This window comes from Pseudomonas vanderleydeniana, from assembly GCF_014268755.2.
In the GTDB taxonomy this organism is placed as follows: domain Bacteria; phylum Pseudomonadota; class Gammaproteobacteria; order Pseudomonadales; family Pseudomonadaceae; genus Aquipseudomonas; species Aquipseudomonas vanderleydeniana.
On the sequence record NZ_CP077093.1, the window covers coordinates 3,766,630 to 3,784,654 of the forward strand.

Annotated in this window: 11 protein-coding genes and 2 pseudogenes; 7 read left to right on the forward strand and 6 right to left on the reverse strand. The window is 63.2% G+C overall.

Annotation, left to right across the window (positions count from 1 at the left end; all coding sequences use genetic code 11):
* Positions 1 to 64: 64 nt before the first annotated feature.
* Positions 65 to 583 carry an SgcJ/EcaC family oxidoreductase gene (locus HU752_RS17010; protein WP_186682916.1) on the reverse strand — a complete coding sequence of 173 codons (519 nt, stop codon included), beginning with the start codon at positions 581 to 583 and terminating at the stop codon, positions 65 to 67.
* Positions 584 to 758: 175 nt separating this feature from the next.
* On the opposite strand from HU752_RS17010, the gene HU752_RS17015 reads away from it, so the two are divergent.
* Genes HU752_RS17015 through HU752_RS17030 form a run of 4 tightly spaced genes read left to right on the forward strand, consistent with a single transcriptional unit; the run spans position 759 to position 5,369 of the window.
* Positions 759 to 1,943 carry a sensor histidine kinase gene (locus tag HU752_RS17015; protein ID WP_186682914.1) on the forward strand — a complete coding sequence of 395 codons (1,185 nt, stop codon included), beginning with the start codon at positions 759 to 761 and terminating at the stop codon, positions 1,941 to 1,943.
* Positions 1,940 to 2,593 (forward strand): response regulator, encoded by a 654-nt coding sequence (locus HU752_RS17020; protein WP_186682912.1) that lies wholly within the window; start codon positions 1,940 to 1,942, stop codon positions 2,591 to 2,593. Before HU752_RS17015 ends, HU752_RS17020 begins: the two co-directional genes overlap by 4 nt.
* Entirely contained in the window at positions 2,590 to 4,917 is a 2,328-nt protein-coding gene (locus HU752_RS17025) for an ATP-binding protein (RefSeq protein WP_186682910.1), read from the forward strand. The genes HU752_RS17020 and HU752_RS17025 overlap by 4 nt, the downstream gene beginning before the upstream one ends.
* Positions 4,914 to 5,369, forward strand: coding sequence for a response regulator (locus HU752_RS17030; RefSeq protein ID WP_186682908.1), 456 nt, complete (start codon positions 4,914 to 4,916; stop codon positions 5,367 to 5,369). Before HU752_RS17025 ends, HU752_RS17030 begins: the two co-directional genes overlap by 4 nt.
* Positions 5,370 to 5,579: 210 nt before the next feature.
* Here the strand turns inward: HU752_RS17030 and HU752_RS32190 are convergent, their stop codons facing one another.
* The 5 genes and pseudogenes from HU752_RS32190 to HU752_RS32205 form a co-directional block, all read right to left on the reverse strand.
* Positions 5,580 to 6,095, reverse strand: a complete 516-nt coding sequence (locus HU752_RS32190; RefSeq protein ID WP_437182374.1) for a methyl-accepting chemotaxis protein — start codon at positions 6,093 to 6,095, stop codon at positions 5,580 to 5,582.
* Positions 6,096 to 6,170: 75 nt separating this feature from the next.
* Positions 6,171 to 6,935 (reverse strand): annotated as a pseudogene (locus tag HU752_RS32195) (PAS domain-containing protein); the annotation flags it as partial.
* Between the two features lie 202 nt (positions 6,936 to 7,137).
* Positions 7,138 to 9,267, reverse strand: coding sequence for a TonB-dependent siderophore receptor (locus tag HU752_RS17040; protein ID WP_186682904.1), 2,130 nt, complete (start codon positions 9,265 to 9,267; stop codon positions 7,138 to 7,140).
* Between the two features lie 166 nt (positions 9,268 to 9,433).
* Positions 9,434 to 10,300: a methyl-accepting chemotaxis protein gene (locus HU752_RS32200; protein WP_437182375.1), complete on the reverse strand. Its 867-nt coding sequence runs from the start codon at positions 10,298 to 10,300 to the stop codon at positions 9,434 to 9,436.
* A pseudogene (locus HU752_RS32205) lies at positions 10,292 to 11,395 on the reverse strand (nitrate- and nitrite sensing domain-containing protein); the annotation flags it as partial. The pseudogene HU752_RS32205 and the gene HU752_RS32200, both read right to left, overlap by 9 nt.
* 420 nt (positions 11,396 to 11,815) lie before the next feature.
* Between HU752_RS32205 and mexE the strand changes: the two are divergent.
* Genes mexE through HU752_RS17060 form a run of 3 tightly spaced genes read left to right on the forward strand, consistent with a single transcriptional unit; the run spans position 11,816 to position 17,685 of the window.
* A complete protein-coding gene (gene mexE, locus HU752_RS17050; RefSeq protein ID WP_186682900.1) occupies positions 11,816 to 13,072 on the forward strand; it encodes a multidrug efflux RND transporter periplasmic adaptor subunit MexE in 1,257 nt (418 codons plus the stop codon).
* Positions 13,073 to 13,084: 12 nt separating this feature from the next.
* Entirely contained in the window at positions 13,085 to 16,264 is a 3,180-nt protein-coding gene (locus HU752_RS17055) for an efflux RND transporter permease subunit (RefSeq protein WP_186682898.1), read from the forward strand.
* The gene (locus HU752_RS17060) at positions 16,261 to 17,685 is read left to right on the forward strand and encodes an efflux transporter outer membrane subunit (protein ID WP_186682896.1); all 1,425 of its coding nucleotides are present in this window, start codon (positions 16,261 to 16,263) and stop codon (positions 17,683 to 17,685) included. The genes HU752_RS17055 and HU752_RS17060 overlap by 4 nt, the downstream gene beginning before the upstream one ends.
* Positions 17,686 to 18,025 lie beyond the last annotated feature (340 nt).

Below are 18,025 nucleotides of genomic sequence, written 5' to 3' on the forward strand. Positions count from 1 at the left end.
CCGTTTGACTTCCCTGTCCGGCTGGACACAAGGCTTCACAATCGCTCATCTCCCTGCGCCGCGATCACTTCGCGGCGTGCTTGGCCTGCGCCTCCGGCATCGCCGAAGAGTGGTGGTTGAGGATCTTCCACTGGCCGTTCAACTGTTCGTAGACGAAGGTGTAGCGAGCCTGGACCTGGCGGGTCGAACCATCGGTCCCGGTCAGGGTGAAGGTGTACACACCGCTGTCGATGGCCACGTCGTTGCCCAGGCGGTGAATGTCGCGGTAGTTGATCTGGCCTACCGGCTTGAGCGCCAGGAAGTGATCGAAATAGTCCTTGATCTGTGCCGGCGTGGTGCGCACCTGGTTGGAAACCGTCGGCTGCAACATGGCGTCGGGCGCATAGAGGTCCACCACGGACTGGGCATCGCCGGTTTTCAGGGCCGCGTTCCAGCGGTCGAACAGGCCGGCAATCTCGCGGTCCTTCTGGTTTTCCGGCTGCGCAGCGACGCTGCTGTACACATAGGGGGCCGTTTGCGCCGCCTGGGCGAACGGCGCGCTGAGGGCTGCCAGCAGAACAAGGGCCGAGGTCTTCATTTTCATTGCAACTCTCCAGTGGTGTCCGATGGCTGCACTTTGCCAAGCAGGACAGCGCCCGCCATCGGCCAACCGGAGTCTTTTGCCTATGCCATTCGGCAGATGGCCCCTGCCCCGGTTCCACGGTTTAATAGCGCCCTCGCCCGCACGGGCACGCCTATCGACGCGTCGGAGCCCGACCATGCAAAACCTGCCTCATGACCCGGGCAGCGCCCTGGCGATTCGGACCCAGTACCGACAGTCACAAAGCCGCGCGGCACGCCTGCGCCTGCTGGTCGACACCGGCCAGGAATTGACCCGCCTGGCACCGGCCGCCATGCGCGAGCGGGTCCTCGCCCGGGCCTGTGCGTTTCTCGCCATGGATCATGGAATGCTGCTGGAACGTGATGCCGGGGGCCAGGTCACCCGTACTGCCAGCCTGGGCAGTCGGGAACGCCTGGGCAGCCTGGAGCTCCAGGTCGACACCTCGCTGCGCCTGCCCTGCTGGCAGGAGCAGCCCGGCACGCTGCTGCCGCAGAGGCTGCAGGTCCCCCTGCGTGGGGGCGATGACCAGACCTTCGGGATCCTGGTGCTGGCCAACAGCACCGGCATTGCCGCCCCGGACAACGAAGACCTCGAATCACTGCAACTGCTGGCCACTTTATTGGCCGCGCACCTTGAGAACGACCGCCTGCTGAGCACACTGATCGTGCGCGACCGCACGCTGTCGGACCTGGTCAGCCGGCTGTTCCGGGCCCAGGAGGACGAGCGCAGGCGCGTGGCCTACGACCTGCACGACGGCCTGGCCCAGACCCTGGCCGGACTGCACCAGCGGTTGCAAGGGTTTGCCGGCCGTTGCCCCACGCTGCCCGAAACGCTGGATGCGGATCTGCAGGCGATCCTGACGCTGGCCCAGCACTGCGTGGTCGAGGGTCGCCAGTTGATCGCCGGCCTACGCCCGAGCGTACTCGATGACTTCGGCCTGCTGACCGCACTGGACAAGGAGGCAGACCGCCTGCGTGATGCCGGTATCCAGGTGCAATGGACGACACGCTGCCAGGCACGCCTGCCCGGCGCCGTGGAAATCGCCCTGTTCCGGATCGCCCAGGAGGGCATCAACAACATTCTCAAGCATGCCCGGGCCAGCCAGGTACAGATGGCCCTGGCGCTCCACGACGGTCAGGCCTCGCTGCGGGTGACCGACAATGGCAAGGGCTTTGTCCCCGGGCAGCCGCCCGACAGCCACGACGCCCAGCACCTGGGGCTGGCAACCATGCAGGAGCGCACGAGCCTGCTGGGTGGAACATTCATCTGCCTCAGTGCCGTGCAGCAAGGCACGCAACTGAAGATCGACGTGCCCTGCCCCCTGGAGGAAACTGCCCTATGACCGCCGTTCTGCGCCTGGTCCTGGCTGACGACCATGAAGTCACCCGTACCGGCTTCGTCGCCCTGCTCGCCGGGCATCCTCAATTCGATGTGGTCGGCCAGGCCTGCGACGGCCAGGAGGCCGTGGAGCTGTGCGAGCGATTGCAGCCAGACATCGTCATTCTCGATATCCGCATGCCAGTGCTGAACGGTTTGGGCGCGGCGCGGATTCTCCAGCAGAAGCAGCCGGCCGTGAAAGTGGTGATCTTCACCATGGACGACAGCCCGGACCACCTGGAAGCGGCCATGCAGGCCGGTGCCGTGGGCTATCTGCTCAAGGATGCCCGCCGCGACGAGGTGATCGACGCCCTGCAACGCGTCGCGCGCGGCGAGGAAGCCTTGAACAATGCGGTCAGTGCCCGCCTGCTACGGCGCATGACCGAGCGCCATAGCCAGGGCGCGCCCGCCAGCGAGAACCTGACCGCCCGTGAACGCCAGGTGCTCGCCCTGGTGGCCGCTGGCCTGGGCAACCGTGAGATCGGTGAAAAACTGGGTATTACCACCGGAACCGCCAAGGCCCATGTCGAACGGGTCATCGGCAAGTTGGGCGCGGCAGACCGTACCCAGGCGGCCGTTCGCGGCATCGCCCTGGGCCTGGTGACGCAGTCATGAGGCTGTTTTCCGCCCGGCGCTGGATCGACCTGCCGCTACGCGGCAAGGCCTTGGTGGCGATTTCCCTGCCCCTGGTGATCCTGCTCATGTCGCTGGTGCTGATCTACATCACCGAACGCCAGACCGCCCATGCCGAAGAGGATGTGCGGCGGGTGCTGCGCGTGCAGGGCGATATCCAGACCGTGCACACGCTGCTCGCCGAGGCGGCCGCCAGCGTACGCGGCTACCTGTTGACCGAGCGCGAGGATTTCCTGCCGGGCTACCTCAAAGCCAGGCCGCAGATCGACGCAGCCCTGCAACGGCTGAACCGCAACGTGCGCGACGAGCGCGTGCGCCGGCAGTTGGCGGCCATCGCGCCACTGATCAACAGCAAGGTCGCCGGTCTCGAGGAAATGCTCGCCGAGCACCACGCCAACCCTGAGGCGATCACCTCGATCCTGATCAGCAACAAGCACATCCTCGATGAGTTGCGCGAACACATCGGCACCATCCTGACCCTCGAGGACACCTTGCTGGCCGAGCGCACCGCCGCCGCCGCCGCGACTCGCCAGAGACTGTTGTTCTCGACGCTGCTGGCGGCCTTCTGTGGCCTGTTCGGTGCCATCGTCGCCGTACTGTTCCTGTCCAGGGGCATCGTGGCCCGGGTCCAGCAGGTCAAGGGCAACGCCCAACGCCTGGCGCTAGGACAACCGCTGCAGCCGCAACCACCGGAAAACGACGAAATCGGCCAGCTCGGCACCCGCCTGGTCGAAGCCGGGCTGCTGCTGGCCGAGCGCGAACGGGCACTGCGCGACAACGAGGAGCGGTTGAGACTGATCATCGACGGCGTCAAGGACTATGGCATCTTCGCCCTCGACACCGAGGGTTTCGTCACTAGCTGGAATGCTGGAGCCGAGCGGATCAAGGGCTACACGGAACAGGAAATCATCGGCCAGCATTTCTCGCTGTTCTACCTGCCGCAGGAATGCCCCGAGCATCCGCAGCGGGCGCTGAGGGAGGCGACCCGCGACGGTCACTACATGGAAGAGGCCTGGCGTATTCGCAAGAACGGCAGCCGTTTCTGGGCCAGCGTGGTCATCACCGCCCAGTACGACAGCCGTGGGGCATTGCGCGGGTTCTCCAAGATTACCCGCGACATCACTGACCGGCGCACCGCGGAGATTGCGCTGCGCACCGCCCGCGAGGAAGCCGAGCGCGCCAGCCGGGCCAAGAGCGAGTTTCTCTCACGCATGAGCCACGAGCTGCGTACCCCGCTCAACTCGATCCTGGGGTTTGCGCAACTGCTGGAGATGGACGCGCAACCCGGACAGCAAGCCAACGTCGGGCACATCCTTCGGGGCGGCAAGCACCTGCTGGGGCTGATCAACGAGGTGCTGGACATCGCCCGCATCGAAGCCGGGCATCTGCAGTTGAACCTCGAACCGGTGCCGTTGGTGCCCGCCCTGCAGGAAGCCCTCGCGCTGGTCTCGCCGATGGCCGCCAGCGCGGGCATTCGCCTACTGCCCCTGCCTTCGCTACCGGCAGACAGCGGTATCGTCGCCGACCGGCAGCGCCTGACCCAGGTCCTGCTCAATCTGCTGTCCAACGCCATCAAGTACAACCTGCCCCGGGGCCAGGTCAGCATCGAGGTCACGGTCGACCGGCAGCGTGTCGCCGTGTCGGTCAGCGACACCGGCAAAGGGATTGCCGCGGAACGCCTGGGGCAGCTGTTCAAGCCGTTCGAGCGCCTGGACATCGATCCGAACATCGAAGGCAGCGGCCTGGGCCTGGCGCTGAGCAGGAACCTGCTGGAAATGATGCAAGGCAGCCTGGTGGTGCACAGCCAACCCGGCCGGGGCTCGCGCTTCACGCTCGAGTTGCCCTTCGTGCGGCTTGAGGAAGGCACAGGGCCTGGCGTCGAACCGATCGATCCACTTCCCGAACTCCCTGCGCCCACCCTCCCCAGCTGGCGCGGCCAGGTGCTGTACATCGAGGATCACCTGGCCAGCCTGGCACTGATCGAAACGCTGTTGCAGCGGCGCCCCGGCATCAGGCTGCTGTCGAGCATGCAGGGTCAACTGGGGCTCGACCTGGCTGCGCAGCATGCGCCGCAACTGGTCCTGCTCGACGTCACCCTGCCGGACATGGACGGGCTGGCCATCCTGCGGCTGCTGCGCCAGTCCCCCATCACCAGCGCCACCCCGGTGCTGATGATGACCGCGGACGCCAGCGAGGCGACCCGCCAGGCCTTGTGCGAGGCCGGCGCCACGGCCGTGCTGGGCAAGCCGATCCACATCCCGTCGTTTCTCGCCTATCTCGACCAGTACCTTGCGGAGCCCGTGTGAACACTGACCTGCGTATCCTGATCATCGACGATCAACGTCCCAACCTCGACCTGATGGAGCAACTGCTGGTGCGTGAAGGCCTGAGCAATGTGCTGAGCAGCACCCAGCCGTTGCGCACCCTGGACCTGTTCAACAGCTTCGAACCGGACCTGGTGATTCTCGACCTGCACATGCCGGAGTTCGATGGTTTCGCCATTCTCGAGCAACTGAGCCGGCGCATTCGAGCGGGAGAATACCTGCCGATTCTCGTGCTGACCGCCGACGCGACCCGCGAAACCCGCCTGCGGGCATTGGCACTGGGCGCGAAGGACTTCATCAGCAAGCCCCTGGATGCCCTGGAGACCATGCTGCGGGTGTGGAACCTGCTGGAGACGCGGGCGCTGTACAAAACCTTGCGCACGCTGGTGCCTGACCATGAGATTGAGTTGTTGCGTCAAGCCGGAAAGCTCTAGATACCGTTCCAGGCGCGCCTGGGCCAGTGCCGGATGCCTGGGCGACGCTATCGCCGGCAAGCCGGCTCCCACCGGGTCGAGACGTCTGACATATTTGCTGTAGGAGCAGACGGTCCGACACCCTGGCTCGCCCATGAGTGTCGAGCCACCTGCCAGAAGCCGCGTCGTTCAAACCGTGTACGAAAACGCGACCTCCGGCAGGACCAGCCCTTACCCGACCCAGCCGACCGCTGTCTTGGGAATGATGTCGGATTCCTGCATCTTGGACGCGAACATGCTCACCGCCTCCACCGCATCGCTGGTGCCGCAGCGGATTTGTGAAATGACCGAGCCGGCCTGGTCGGCCAGGGTGACGCCGCGCTGCGCGCCTTCCTGGGTGACATGCATGCTGGCTACCGCATCGCGGGTTTCCGAGAGGATCTTGCCGATCACATCGGCAATCTCCGTGGTCGAACGGCTGGTTCGCCCGGCCAACTGCCGCACTTCATCGGCCACCACGGCAAATCCGCGGCCCTGGTCGCCTGCCCGCGCCGCCTCGATGGCGGCGTTGAGGGCCAGCAGGTTGGTCTGTTCGGCGATGCCACGAATGGTATTGACGATCGCCGTGATTTCCTCGGAGCGACCGCCCAACTGTCCGACCAGGCGCGACGAATTGCCGATGTTGTCGGCTATCAGGCGCATCTCCTGGGCCGTCTGCTGGATCACCTGCTCGCCCTGCTCCGCCACGCGCTCCGTCTCGGCGGAGATGTGGTAGGCCCGCGCCGTCCCCAGGGAGTCGGCTTCGAACTTCTCGACGCGCTCGGTGATGTCGCTGGCGAACTTGACGATCTTGCTCAGTTTGCCGGCGGCATCGAAGACCGGGTTATAGGTCGCCTCCAGCCAGACGGTACGACCGTGCTTGGCGATGCGCTTGAACTGGCCGCTGAAGAACTCGCCCGCGTTGAGCCGGCGCCAGAAATCGCTGTACTCGCTGCTGTTGACCAGGCTGGACTCGCAGAACAACCGGTGGTGCTTGCCCTTCAGGTCCGCCAGGGAGTAACCCATGGTGTTGAGGAAATTGTCGTTGGCCCAAAGGATATTACCGGCGAGATCGAACTCGATCACCGCCATGGCCCGATCGAGTGCCGCCAGCTTGCCGCCGGTATCCGCTTCCCTGACCACCTGGCTGGTGACGTCGAGGGCATATTTGACGACCTTGCAAACCTGGCCACGCTCGTCCAGCACCGGATTGTAACTGGCCTCCAGCCAGACGTTCTGCCCCTGGGCGTTGACGCGCTTGAAGGTCCCGGAGACGAAGTTGCCGGCGCGCAACTGGCTCCAGAACTCGCTGTACTCGCGACTGCGGACCAGTTCGGGGTCGCAGAAGTCCTTGTGGGCCTTGCCCGGCAGCTGATCCGCGCGGTAGCCCATGGTTTTCGAAAAATTCTCGTTGGCCCGGATGACCTTGCCATCCAGGCTGAATTCCACCACTGCCATGGATCGATCAAGCGCGGCAATCAGTCCCTTGCAGCTTTCCACCTCGGCCGTCCTGGCCGCCAGTTCATCTTTGAGTTTTTTGTTGAACATGACACACCTCGGCAAAGGGACGGGGGCCTTTAATGGTTATCGGCCTGTCGGAGTATGGCTGAAGGCCTGCCGAGAAATAGAGTGTATGCCTGATAAGAGATAGGGAAATGGATGAGGAGGCCCGGAGTGAGACCCGTTGCCCATTCGCGGGCAAGCCGGGCGGCCGGATCGCCTGCTCCTGCAGGAGCAGGCGTTACAGCCCTTACAGCGTGTACGAAACCCCGACCTGGACAGTGCGAGGCGCACCCGGGTAGGCGTAGACGTTGCCAAACGCGCCTTCCTCATAATCGCGGTCGAACAGGTTCTTCACGTCCAGGTTGAGCCGAACCTTCTCGTTGACCTTATAGAAGCCGAGCAGGTCGACCACCGTGTAGCTGCCCATGGAGAAGCCTGTCGCGGCAGTCTGGCCGGCACGGTCGGCCACATACTTGCCACCGACGCCCAGCCCCAGTCCCTTGAGTGCGCCATCCTGGAACTCATAGACGTTGAGCAGGCTGAAGCTGTTACGTGGGATGTTCATCAGGCGGGTGCCCTTGGGAATCGTGTTGTCCTTGGTCACCTCGGCATCGACGTAGGCATAGCCGCCGATCACACGCCATTGCGGCGTCAGGTTGCCAGTCACGTTCAGGTCGAAGCCACGACTACGTACTTCGCCGGCGGCAACCTTGAAGTTGATCGGGTCAACCGGGTCGGCGGTCAGAACGTTGCGCTTGTCGATCTGGTAGATCGCCGCATCGACGCTCAACTGACGATCCAGTGCTTCCCACTTGATCCCCATCTCATAGGACTTGCCCTTTTCCGGCTCGAAACCACCGCCCTGGCGACTGGCACCGCTGTTCGGCTTGAACGAACGCGCAGTGTCGGCATAGACCGCCAGCGTGTCAGTGAGGTCATAGATCACTCCGAGACGCGGAGTAACGCCGTTTTCGCTCTTCGTCCAGCTTTTCACGCCGGCAACATACGACTCGTAGTCATCCTCGAAACGCTCGAAGCGGGCGCCGGCAAGCACCTTCAGGCGCGAGGTCAAGGCCACCTGATCCTGCACGAAGGTCGCGTAGGTCTTGAGGTTTTCCTTGTCATGGGTCGGCGTGCGGGTCAGAGCCGGGCGCGCCTGGCCATAGACCGGATTGAAGATGTCGACCGCGTAGGAACCCACTGCCCCGCTGGAGCGCTGAATGATCGACTTGTAGTCGTAATCCTCGTATTCGACGCCGGTCAGCAGCGTGTGCTCCAGGCCCCAGGTAGAGAAATGCCCGGTCAGGTTCAACTGGGCGTCCTTGTCCGTCCACTCCAGCTTGCGATAGTTGAAGTTACGGCCGAGTGTGCGACCGTCTGCGCCGACGCCATTGGCCTCGATTGCGTTGCCCTTCAGCGTGCCGTCAAGCCACTGAAAACCACCGCCCAACGTCCAGTTCTCATTGAGCAGATGCTCGAAACGCACCTGTGCCATGTTGTTGTCGTTGTGCAGCTTGCCGACATCCTTCTCGCCGAAGAAGGTGTCGCGTGAAGCCGTGCCGACCTGGTTGGCATAACGCGTCACACCACGATCCAGCGGATGGTTGTTGCGCATGAAATCACCTTCGAAGGTGATCCTGGTGTCATCCGTGGCCTGCCAGGAGATGACCGGTGTCACGCCGTAGCGTTCAGTCTCGACGTGGTCACGGAAGGTATCACCGCCCTCGCCGATCACGTTCAGCCGATAGGCCAGGCGCCCTTCGTCATCCAGCGGGCCGGAAGCGTCCAGTGTTCCGCGCTTCATGCCCTGGTCATCGAGTTGACTACCCAGGGTGACAGTCCGCTCGGCCGTAGGCTGCTTGGAGACCACGTTGAAGGTACCGCCAGGGTCGCCACGGCCATAGAGCGTGGTGGCCGGGCCACGCAGCACTTCCAGGCGCTCGATGGTGTTGGCATCGGGCATGTTCGGGTAGCCGCGGTTGATCGGGAAACCGTTGCGATAGAACTCTCCCGTGGTGAAGCCGCGCACGGTGAAGGTGGTCAGGCCCTGACCGCCGAAATTGTTGGCCCGGCCCACACCGCCGGCATAGTCGAGGGCGTCCTGCAGGCGGGTGGCGCCGATATCCTCCACGGCATCCTTGGGCACCACGCTGATCGACTGTGGCGTCTCATGAATCGCAGTATCGGTGCGCGTCGCACTGGCGGAACGGGTGGCGCGATAGCCCTTGACCGGTCCCTGCGCCGTTTCGTAGTCCGCGGTACCGACGATGTCGGTGGCCTGCAGCTCCAGGGTGGTCTTTTCCGCAGCGGTTTGCTCTGCCCATACGGACGGAACAAACGCCTGTAGCACGCAAATCGAAATCAGGGTGCGACGCATTAACAATGAATCCTAGTAAAAGAGCCAAATGAGAGGGTATAGACGCCAAAAAAAGCCGGCGCATGGTATGCCATATCATTGTTTTTTGATACTGATTCTCATTAATTATTTTAAAGGCGGCGAGGCAGCCCAACGGCCACCTCATGCCGAGGGGAAATCGCCGGGATCAGGCGACCTTGAAGCGGCTGACCAGTTGCTGTTGCTGTTCGGCCAGGCGGGCGAGTTCGCGGCTGGTGACAGCGGTCTGTTCGGCTCCGGCGCTGACCTGCACCACCAGATCGTTGATCTCGTTCACGTTGCGACTGATGTCTTCGGAAACGGCACTCTGCTCTTCCGCGGCGGAGGCGATCTGGATGTTGCGGTCATTGATGCTGGCGACCCCTTCGGAAATCTGGCCCAGCAGCTCACCCGCCCGCTCGATCCGGCTAGCCCCCGCCCTCGCCGTTTCCAGGGTCTCCTGCATGGAGCTGCTGGCGCGATCCGAGCCGTTCTGCAGATTGACGATCATCTGCTGGATGTTGCCGGTCGACTCCTGGGTTTTCTGCGCCAGGGTCCGTACCTCCGAGGCCACCACGGCGAAGCCACGGCCATGATCACCCGCCCTCGCCGCCTCGATGGCCGCGTTCAAGGCCAGCAGGTTGGTCTGCTCGGCAATGTCCCGGATGACATCGATCACCGAGGAAATCGCATCGCTTTCGTACTTGAGGTCGCCAATGATCGAAGCGGTTTCGCCAGCCTGCATCGACACCTGGCGAATCAGTTCGATAGTACCCTCGATCTCGCCACGGCCCTGGGAGGTGCTGACGTTGACCTGTTGCGAGAGTTGCGCGGCATCACTGGTACTGCGCGCCACGTCACGCACGGTGGCGCTCATTTCGTTGATGGCCGTGGCGACCAGCTCGGTGCCCTGACGTTGCTGTTCGACACTCTGGCTGGTCTGCACCGTGACTTGCGAGGACTCTTCGGCGGCGGTGGCCACCTGCGCCGTGGCACTGCCGATTTCCTGGACGATATCGCGGATCTCCTGCGCCATGCCATTGAGGTTGCGCGAGATCTGGCCGAACTCATCCCGGCCGTCATAGGTGGTCCTGGCCGTCAGGTCACGTTGAGCCAGGCCAGCCAGTACGCGGTTCACCTCGGCCACCGCCTCGTCGATATTGCGGATGATCAGGCAGGACAGCAGCGAAACAGCCAGCAGGGCCGCGATGGCGCCACCGATCGTCAACCACAGTGCCCGGCGAGCCTCATCCCGGCGCTGCGCGGCCAATGCACTGACACTCTGCCCCAGGGCTTCTTCGACCCGGCTCATCAGGTCGATACGCTGCGTGGCGGTTTCGAACCAGACCTGCGGCTTGATGCCCAGCGGTTGCCCCATCGGGACTTCAAAACCCAGGCGTTGCAGCCTGGCGACCTCAAGCGCCGCCGGGGCCTGCATTTCCCGATCGAACTGCTGCAGCGAGACCTCGGGGGCCTTGCGGCGGAAAGCATCGGAATAGGCGGCGAACTCACCCAGGTTGCGGCTGAAGCCGGACAGCAGGGTTTCGTCGAAATGGTCCTGGTTGAATACCAGGCCCAATATCACCCGTTCCCGCCCTGCCCGCTCTTTCATCTCGATGAACTGATTGAGCGCCCCCAGTGCGTAGACAATCGTTGCATTATTGACACGGGCCTCCAGCGACTGGGTGTAACCAATCAACTCTTTGATGGTTCCAGTATAACGCTGGCCGGAATCGGTCGCGGTTATTGCCAGCTTGTCAACTTGCCCACGAACTTGAGGCAGCCCATCCAGTGTATTGAGGACTGCATCGAGGTTTTCACCGGTGGTGACCGACAGTCTGCGCACAGCCTCGATCGAATCGTCGGAATCCTTGCGCATCTGCATCAGACGATCGCCCATCGCGGCACCACGACTGCCGATGAACACCCCGCTGGCACCGCGCTCCCGCTGCAGGGTGGTGATCAATCGACTGAGTTTCTGTGCCGTGGCGCTGGCACTCACTGTCGTATTCATGTCGCTGAGGGTCTTGTAGTTATCCACGACGAAGACCCCGGCCAGAATCAGGAAACCCAACAAGGGCAACATCAGGATCAGCATTAATTTCATGCGCAGGGGCAGGTTTCTGAACATGTGACTTCAAGCCTCTAGTTGAACCGGTAAAGTTTGAGCGCTATGAAGTTTCTTGTTCTTGTCCCCCTGTGCGCGGCGCGCATCTTACGGGATATATCGAAGTGCCATCACCCTTATTGAAATAAATAGTTAGTTACTCTTCAATCGCTATCACGATCCATATATGAACTGATTGACCCAGATCAACAAAAGGCGAAAAACCGACCCCGGCACCCGCGGAAGAACCCCGCCTTTTACATATCCGACAACAGTGATTTGCACCAAAAGAGATTGATAGGCTGCTAACGAAAGGTGCATGCTAGAGGGCTGGCTCGGCCCTCATATCATTCCGAATGATAGTTACCTTCGCTTCATTCGATTCGTGTGCGATCAGCGCCCACCGCATGATCCGCCCATCTCAATAGATTGGCGGACATCCCCATGGAACAGTCACTTAAACTTTTGCGCTTCCCTCTCGCGGCCCTGGCGGTCGTGGTGATGAGCGCCTGCGGTAAGGCACCAGTGGCGGCAGGCGGTGCGATGCCGGCAGCCAAGGTCAGCGTGGCCAAGGTCATCGAGCAACCCGTCAACGAATGGGACGAATTCACCGGCCGTCTCGAAGCCCCGGAAACCGTGGAAATCCGTCCGCGCGTCTCCGGCCAGATCGACCAGGTGGCCTTCACCGAAGGTGCGCTGGTCAAGAAAGGTGACCTGCTGTTCCAGATCGACCCACGCCCCTACCAGGCGGAAGTCCATCGCCTCGAAGCCCAGCTGCAACAAGCCCGCGCCACGGCCAACCGTACCGCCAACGAAGCCGAACGCGGCAAGCGCCTGCTGACCAGCAATGCGATTTCCACCGAGCTGGCCGATACCCGTACCAGCACCGCCCAGGAAGCCAAGGCCGCGGTCGACGCGACCCAGGCACAACTGGACCTCGCGCGCCTGAACCTGAGCTTCACCCGCGTCACTGCACCGATCACCGGCCGCGTCAGCCGTGCCGAAATCACCGCCGGCAACATCGTGACCGCCGATGTCACGCCGTTGACCAGCGTGGTCTCCACCGACAAGGTCTACGCCTACTTCGACGCTGACGAGCGGGTCTACCTCAAATACACCCAGCTGGCTCGCCAGGGCAAGCGCGGCCAGACCACTCCGGTCTACCTGGGCCTGTCCAACGAAACCGGCAACCCGCACCTGGGCCAGATGAACTTCGTCGACAACCAGGTCAACCCACGCACCGGCACCATTCGCGGGCGCGCCGTGTTCGACAACAGCGACGGCAGCTTCACCCCAGGTCTTTATGCTCGTCTGAAGCTGGTCGGCAGCGGCACCTACGACGCCGTGCTGATCAACGACGAAGCGGTCGGCACTGACCTTGGCAAGAAGTTCGTGCTGGTGATGGACGCCGAGAAGAAAACCGCCTATCGCACCGTCGAGCTGGGTCCGAAGATCGAAGGCCTGCGCATCGTACGCAGCGGCCTGAACAAGGATGACACCGTCATCGTCAAGGGCCTGCAGCGCGTGCGTCCTGGTTCACCGGTCGATCCTGAAGTGATCCCGATGGCAAGCAAGGAAACCCTCGCCGCCCTGGCGCAACAACGACAAGCCCTGGAAGCCAGCAACCTGTCCCAGGTCGCCCCGGCCAAGGCCGCGCCGACCCAGGCAAACAAGCTGGCCGCAGCGACTCCACGCGGTTAAGGGATACACACGATGAATTTTTCCCAGTTCTTCATATCAAGACCGATCTTCGCGGCCGTACTGTCGCTGTTGATCCTGATCGCCGGTGCGATCTCGCTGTTCCAGTTGCCGATCAGTGAATACCCGGAAGTGGTACCGCCGACCGTGGTCGTACGCGCCAACTTCCCCGGCGCCAACCCCAAGGTGATCGGCGAAACCGTGGCCGCACCGCTGGAACAGGCGATCACCGGCGTCGAAAACATGCTCTACATGTCCTCGCAGTCCACTGCTGACGGCAAGCTGACCCTGACCATCACCTTCGCCCTGGGCACCGACCTGGACAACGCGCAGGTACAGGTGCAGAACCGCGTGACCCGGACCGAGCCCAAGCTGCCGGCCGAGGTGACCCGCATCGGTATCACCGTCGACAAGGCCTCGCCCGACCTGACCATGGTCGTGCACCTGACCTCGCCGGACCAGCGCTACGACATGCTCTACCTGTCCAACTACGCCCTGCTCAACATCAAGGATGAGCTGGCGCGCCTGGGCGGCGTGGGTGACGTGCAACTGTTCGGCATGGGCGACTACTCGCTGCGCGTCTGGCTCGACCCGAACAAGACCGCTTCGCGCAACCTGACTGCCACTGACGTGGTCAACGCCATCCGTGAACAGAACCGCCAGGTCGCGGCCGGCCAGTTGGGCGCCCCACCGGCACCGAACGCCACCAGCTTCCAGATGTCGATCAACGCCCAGGGCCGCCTGGTCACCGAGGAAGAGTTCGAGAACATCGTCATCCGTGCCGGCGACGATGGCGAGATCACTCGTCTGAAGGACATCGCCCGGGTCGAGCTCGGCTCCAGCCAGTATGCCCTGCGCTCGCTGCTGAACAACCAGCCGGCAGTGGCGATCCCGATCTTCCAGCGTCCAGGCTCCAACGCCATCGAGATTTCCAACGAAGTCCGGGCAAAAATGGAAGAACTGAAGAAGGACTTCCCCCAGGGCATGGACTACAGCATCGTCTATGACCCGACCATCTTCGTCCGTGGCTCCATCGAAGCGGTGATCCATACCCTGTTCGAAGCCCTGGTGCTGGTGGTCCTGGTCGTGATCCTGTTCCTGCAGACCTGGCGTGCCTCGATCATCCCGCTGGTGGCCGTACCGGTGTCGCTGATCGGTACCTTTGCGGTCATGCATGTGTTCGGCTTCTCGTTCAACGCCCTGTCGCTGTTCGGCCTGGTACTGGCGATCGGTATCGTGGTGGACGACGCCATCGTGGTGGTGGAAAACGTCGAGCGCAACATCGGCCTGGGCCTGAGCCCGGTCGAAGCCACCAAGCGCGCCATGCGTGAAGTGACCGGCCCGATCATCGCCACGGCCCTGGTACTGTGTGCGGTGTTCGTCCCGGCGGCGTTCATCTCCGGCCTGACCGGCCAGTTCTACAAGCAGTTCGCCCTGACCATCGCCATCTCGACCGTGATTTCGGCGTTCAACTCGCTGACCCTGTCGCCGGCCCTGGCCGCGGTACTGCTCAAGGACCACCACGCACCGAAGGACGCTTTCTCCAAGTTCCTCGACGCGCTGCTCGGCGGCTGGTTGTTCCGTCCGTTCAACCGTTTCTTCGATCGTGCCAGCCATGGTTACGTCGGCGGTGTGGCCCGTGTCATCCGCGTCAGCGGCGTGGCCCTGATCCTCTACGCCGGCCTGATCGTACTGACCTGGCTCGGCTTCTCGACCACCCCGACCGGTTTCGTACCCGGCCAGGACAAGCAATACCTGGTGGCCTTCGCCCAACTGCCGGACGCGGCGAGCCTGGACCGTACCGAAGACGTGATCAAGCGCATGTCCGACCTGGCCCTGAAACAGCCTGGCGTGGAAAGTGCGGTGGCCTTCCCTGGCCTGTCGATCAACGGTTTCACCAACAGTCCGAACGCCGGCATCGTGTTCGTCACCCTCAAGCCGTTCGACGAGCGCAAGGACCCGAGTGAGTCGGCCGGTGCCATCGCCGGCGCCCTGAACGGCAAGTTCGCCGGCATCCAGGAAGCCTACATGGCGATCTTCCCGCCACCGCCGGTACAAGGCCTGGGCACCATTGGCGGTTTCCGCCTGCAGATCGAGGACCGGGGCAACCTGGGCTACGACGAGCTGTACAAGGAAACCATGAACATCATCGGCAAGAGCCGCAGCGTGCCGGAACTGGCGAACCTGTTCACCAGCTACACCGTCAACGTGCCGCAAGTCGATGCCGCCATCGATCGCGAGAAGGCCAAGACCCACGGCGTGGCCGTCAGTGACATCTTCGACACCCTGCAGATCTACCTGGGTTCGCTGTATGCCAACGACTTCAACCGCTTCGGTCGTACCTATCAGGTCAACGTCCAGGCCGAACAGCAGTTCCGCCTCGAGTCCGACCAGATCGGCCAGCTGAAAGTGCGCAACAACAAGGGCGAGATGATCCCGCTGGCGACCTTCATCAAGGTCAGCGATACCTCGGGACCGGACCGCGTCATGCACTACAATGGCTTCATCACCGCCGAAATCAACGGTGCCGCGGCCCCGGGCTACAGCTCCGGCCAGGCCCAGGCGGCGATCGAGAAGCTGCTCAAGGAAGAACTGCCCAACGGCATGACCTACGAGTGGACCGACCTGACCTACCAGCAGATCCTCTCGGGCAACACCGCGTTGCTGGTGTTCCCGCTCTGCGTCCTGCTGGCGTTCCTGGTCCTGGCGGCACTGTATGAAAGCTGGAGCCTGCCGCTGGCGGTGATCCTGATCGTACCGATGACCCTGCTGTCGGCGATTGCCGGGGTGATTCTGTCCGGTGGCGACAACAACATCTTCACCCAGATCGGCCTGATCGTACTGGTCGGCCTGGCGTGCAAGAACGCGATCCTGATCGTCGAATTCGCCAAGGACAAGCAGGAAGAAGGTCTCGACCCGTTGAGCGCGGTACTGGAAGCCTGCCGCCTGCGTCTGCGGCCGATCCTGATGACCTCGGTAGCGTTCATCATGGGTGTGGTACCCCTGGTGTTCTCCAGCGGTGCCGGTGCCGAGATGCGTCATGCCATGGGTGTGGCGGTGTTCTCCGGGATGCTCGGCGTGACCTTCTTCGGTCTGCTGCTGACCCCTGTGTTCTATGTATTGATCCGCCGCTTTGTCGAGCGTGGTGAAGCTCGCAAGGCTGCCCGGGCCCTCAAGCTGGAGGCGCAACAATGAGCAGTATGAAGGCCTTTCTCCCGAGCCTGCTGGTACTGGCGCTGAGCGCCTGTGCCGTCGGCCCGGACTACAAGACACCCGACACTCCGGCAGCGAAGATCAGCGCCGCCAGCGATGACAGCGCCGATCGCAAGAACTTCGACCGTGCGCGCTTCGAGGGTGTCTGGTGGCAACAGTTCGACGATCCGACCCTCAACCAGCTGGTCACCCAGTCGCTGAGCGGCAACCGCGATCTGCGCGTCGCCTTCGCCCGCCTGAAAGCGGCGCGGGCGATCCGCGACGACGTCAGCGATGACGCGATGCCGACCATCACCAGTCGCGCCAGCGCCAACCTGGGCAAGGGCCAGGTGCCGGGCCAGACCGAAAGCCGGGTCAACAGCGAACGCTATGACCTGGGCCTGGACATGGCTTGGGAAGTCGACCTGTTCGGCCGCATCCAGCGTAGCCTGGAAGCTGCCGATGCCGACGAACAAGCGGCTGCCGCCGACTTGTACCAGTTGCAGGTGACCATGATCGCCGAGCTGGTGGATGCCTACGGACAGCTGCGCGGCGCGCAACTGCGGGAAAAGATCGCCCTGGCCAACCTGAAGAACCAGCAGGAGTCCAAGGGCATTACCGAAAGCCTGCGTGATGCCGGTGTGGGCGACCAGCTCGACGTGGTCCGCGCCGACGCCCGCCTGGCGGCGGTCGAAGCCAGCGTGCCACAGCTGCAGGCCGAACAGGCGCGAGACAAGAACCGTATCGCCACCCTGCTCGGGGAGCGTCCGGACAGTCTGTCGATTGACCTGAGCCCCAAGGACCTGCCGGCGATTTCCAAGGCGCTGTCGATTGGCAACCCGGGTGACCTGCTGCAACGCCGCCCGGACATCCTCAGTGCCGAACGCAAGCTGGCTGCTGCCACCGCGCGGATCGGCGTGGCCAAGGCCGACCTGTTCCCACGGGTCAGCCTCAGCGGCTTCCTCGGCTTCACCGCCGGGCGTGGTTCGCAGATCGGCTCGTCGGCGGCCAACGCCTGGGCCCTGGGCCCGAGCATCACCTGGCCGGCGTTCAACCTGGGCAGCGTGCGGGCCCGCCTGCGCGGCGCCAATGCCGAGGCGGAAGGCGCGCTGGCGACCTACGAGCAGCAGGTGCTGCTGGCACTGGAAGAGTCGCAGAATGCCTTTACCGACTATGGCAAGCGCCAGCAGCGGCTGATCTCGCTGATTCGCCAGAGCGAATCGAGCCGTGCCGCCGCCGACCTGGCCGCCATCCGCTATCGCGAGGGCAGCGTGGACTTCCTCGTGCTGCTCGACGCCCAGCGTGAACGGTTGGCCGCCGAAGACAGCCAGGCCCAGGCCGAAGTCGACCTGTATCGCGGCATCGTCGCGATCTACAAGGCCCTGGGTGGCGGTTTCACACCGCAGGCCGTCGCCAGCAACTGATCGAGCTCTCCCGGATTGGATGCCCCTCCGATCCTCTTGTGCCCCGCTGCCTTTGGTCGCGGGGCTTTTTTTGTCTGGCGTTGGTTCTGTTCGCGGGCAAGCCCTGCTCCTACAAGTGGGCGTCAAGCCCGGAACCTGCGTACGGCACAAACGTGCAGGAGCAGGGCTTGCCCACGAATAGGTCAGCAGCCTTGCCGCCACCGGCAGCTTGATAACCCTGCACATCAAGAGGCCGCCTCTTGATAGATCTCATCGATCACACTGTCGGATAAAGCGATTGGACAAGCCCGTTCCAGACTTCTAGCCTACGCCTGCATAGACCCCACGCTGCAAGCAGTCC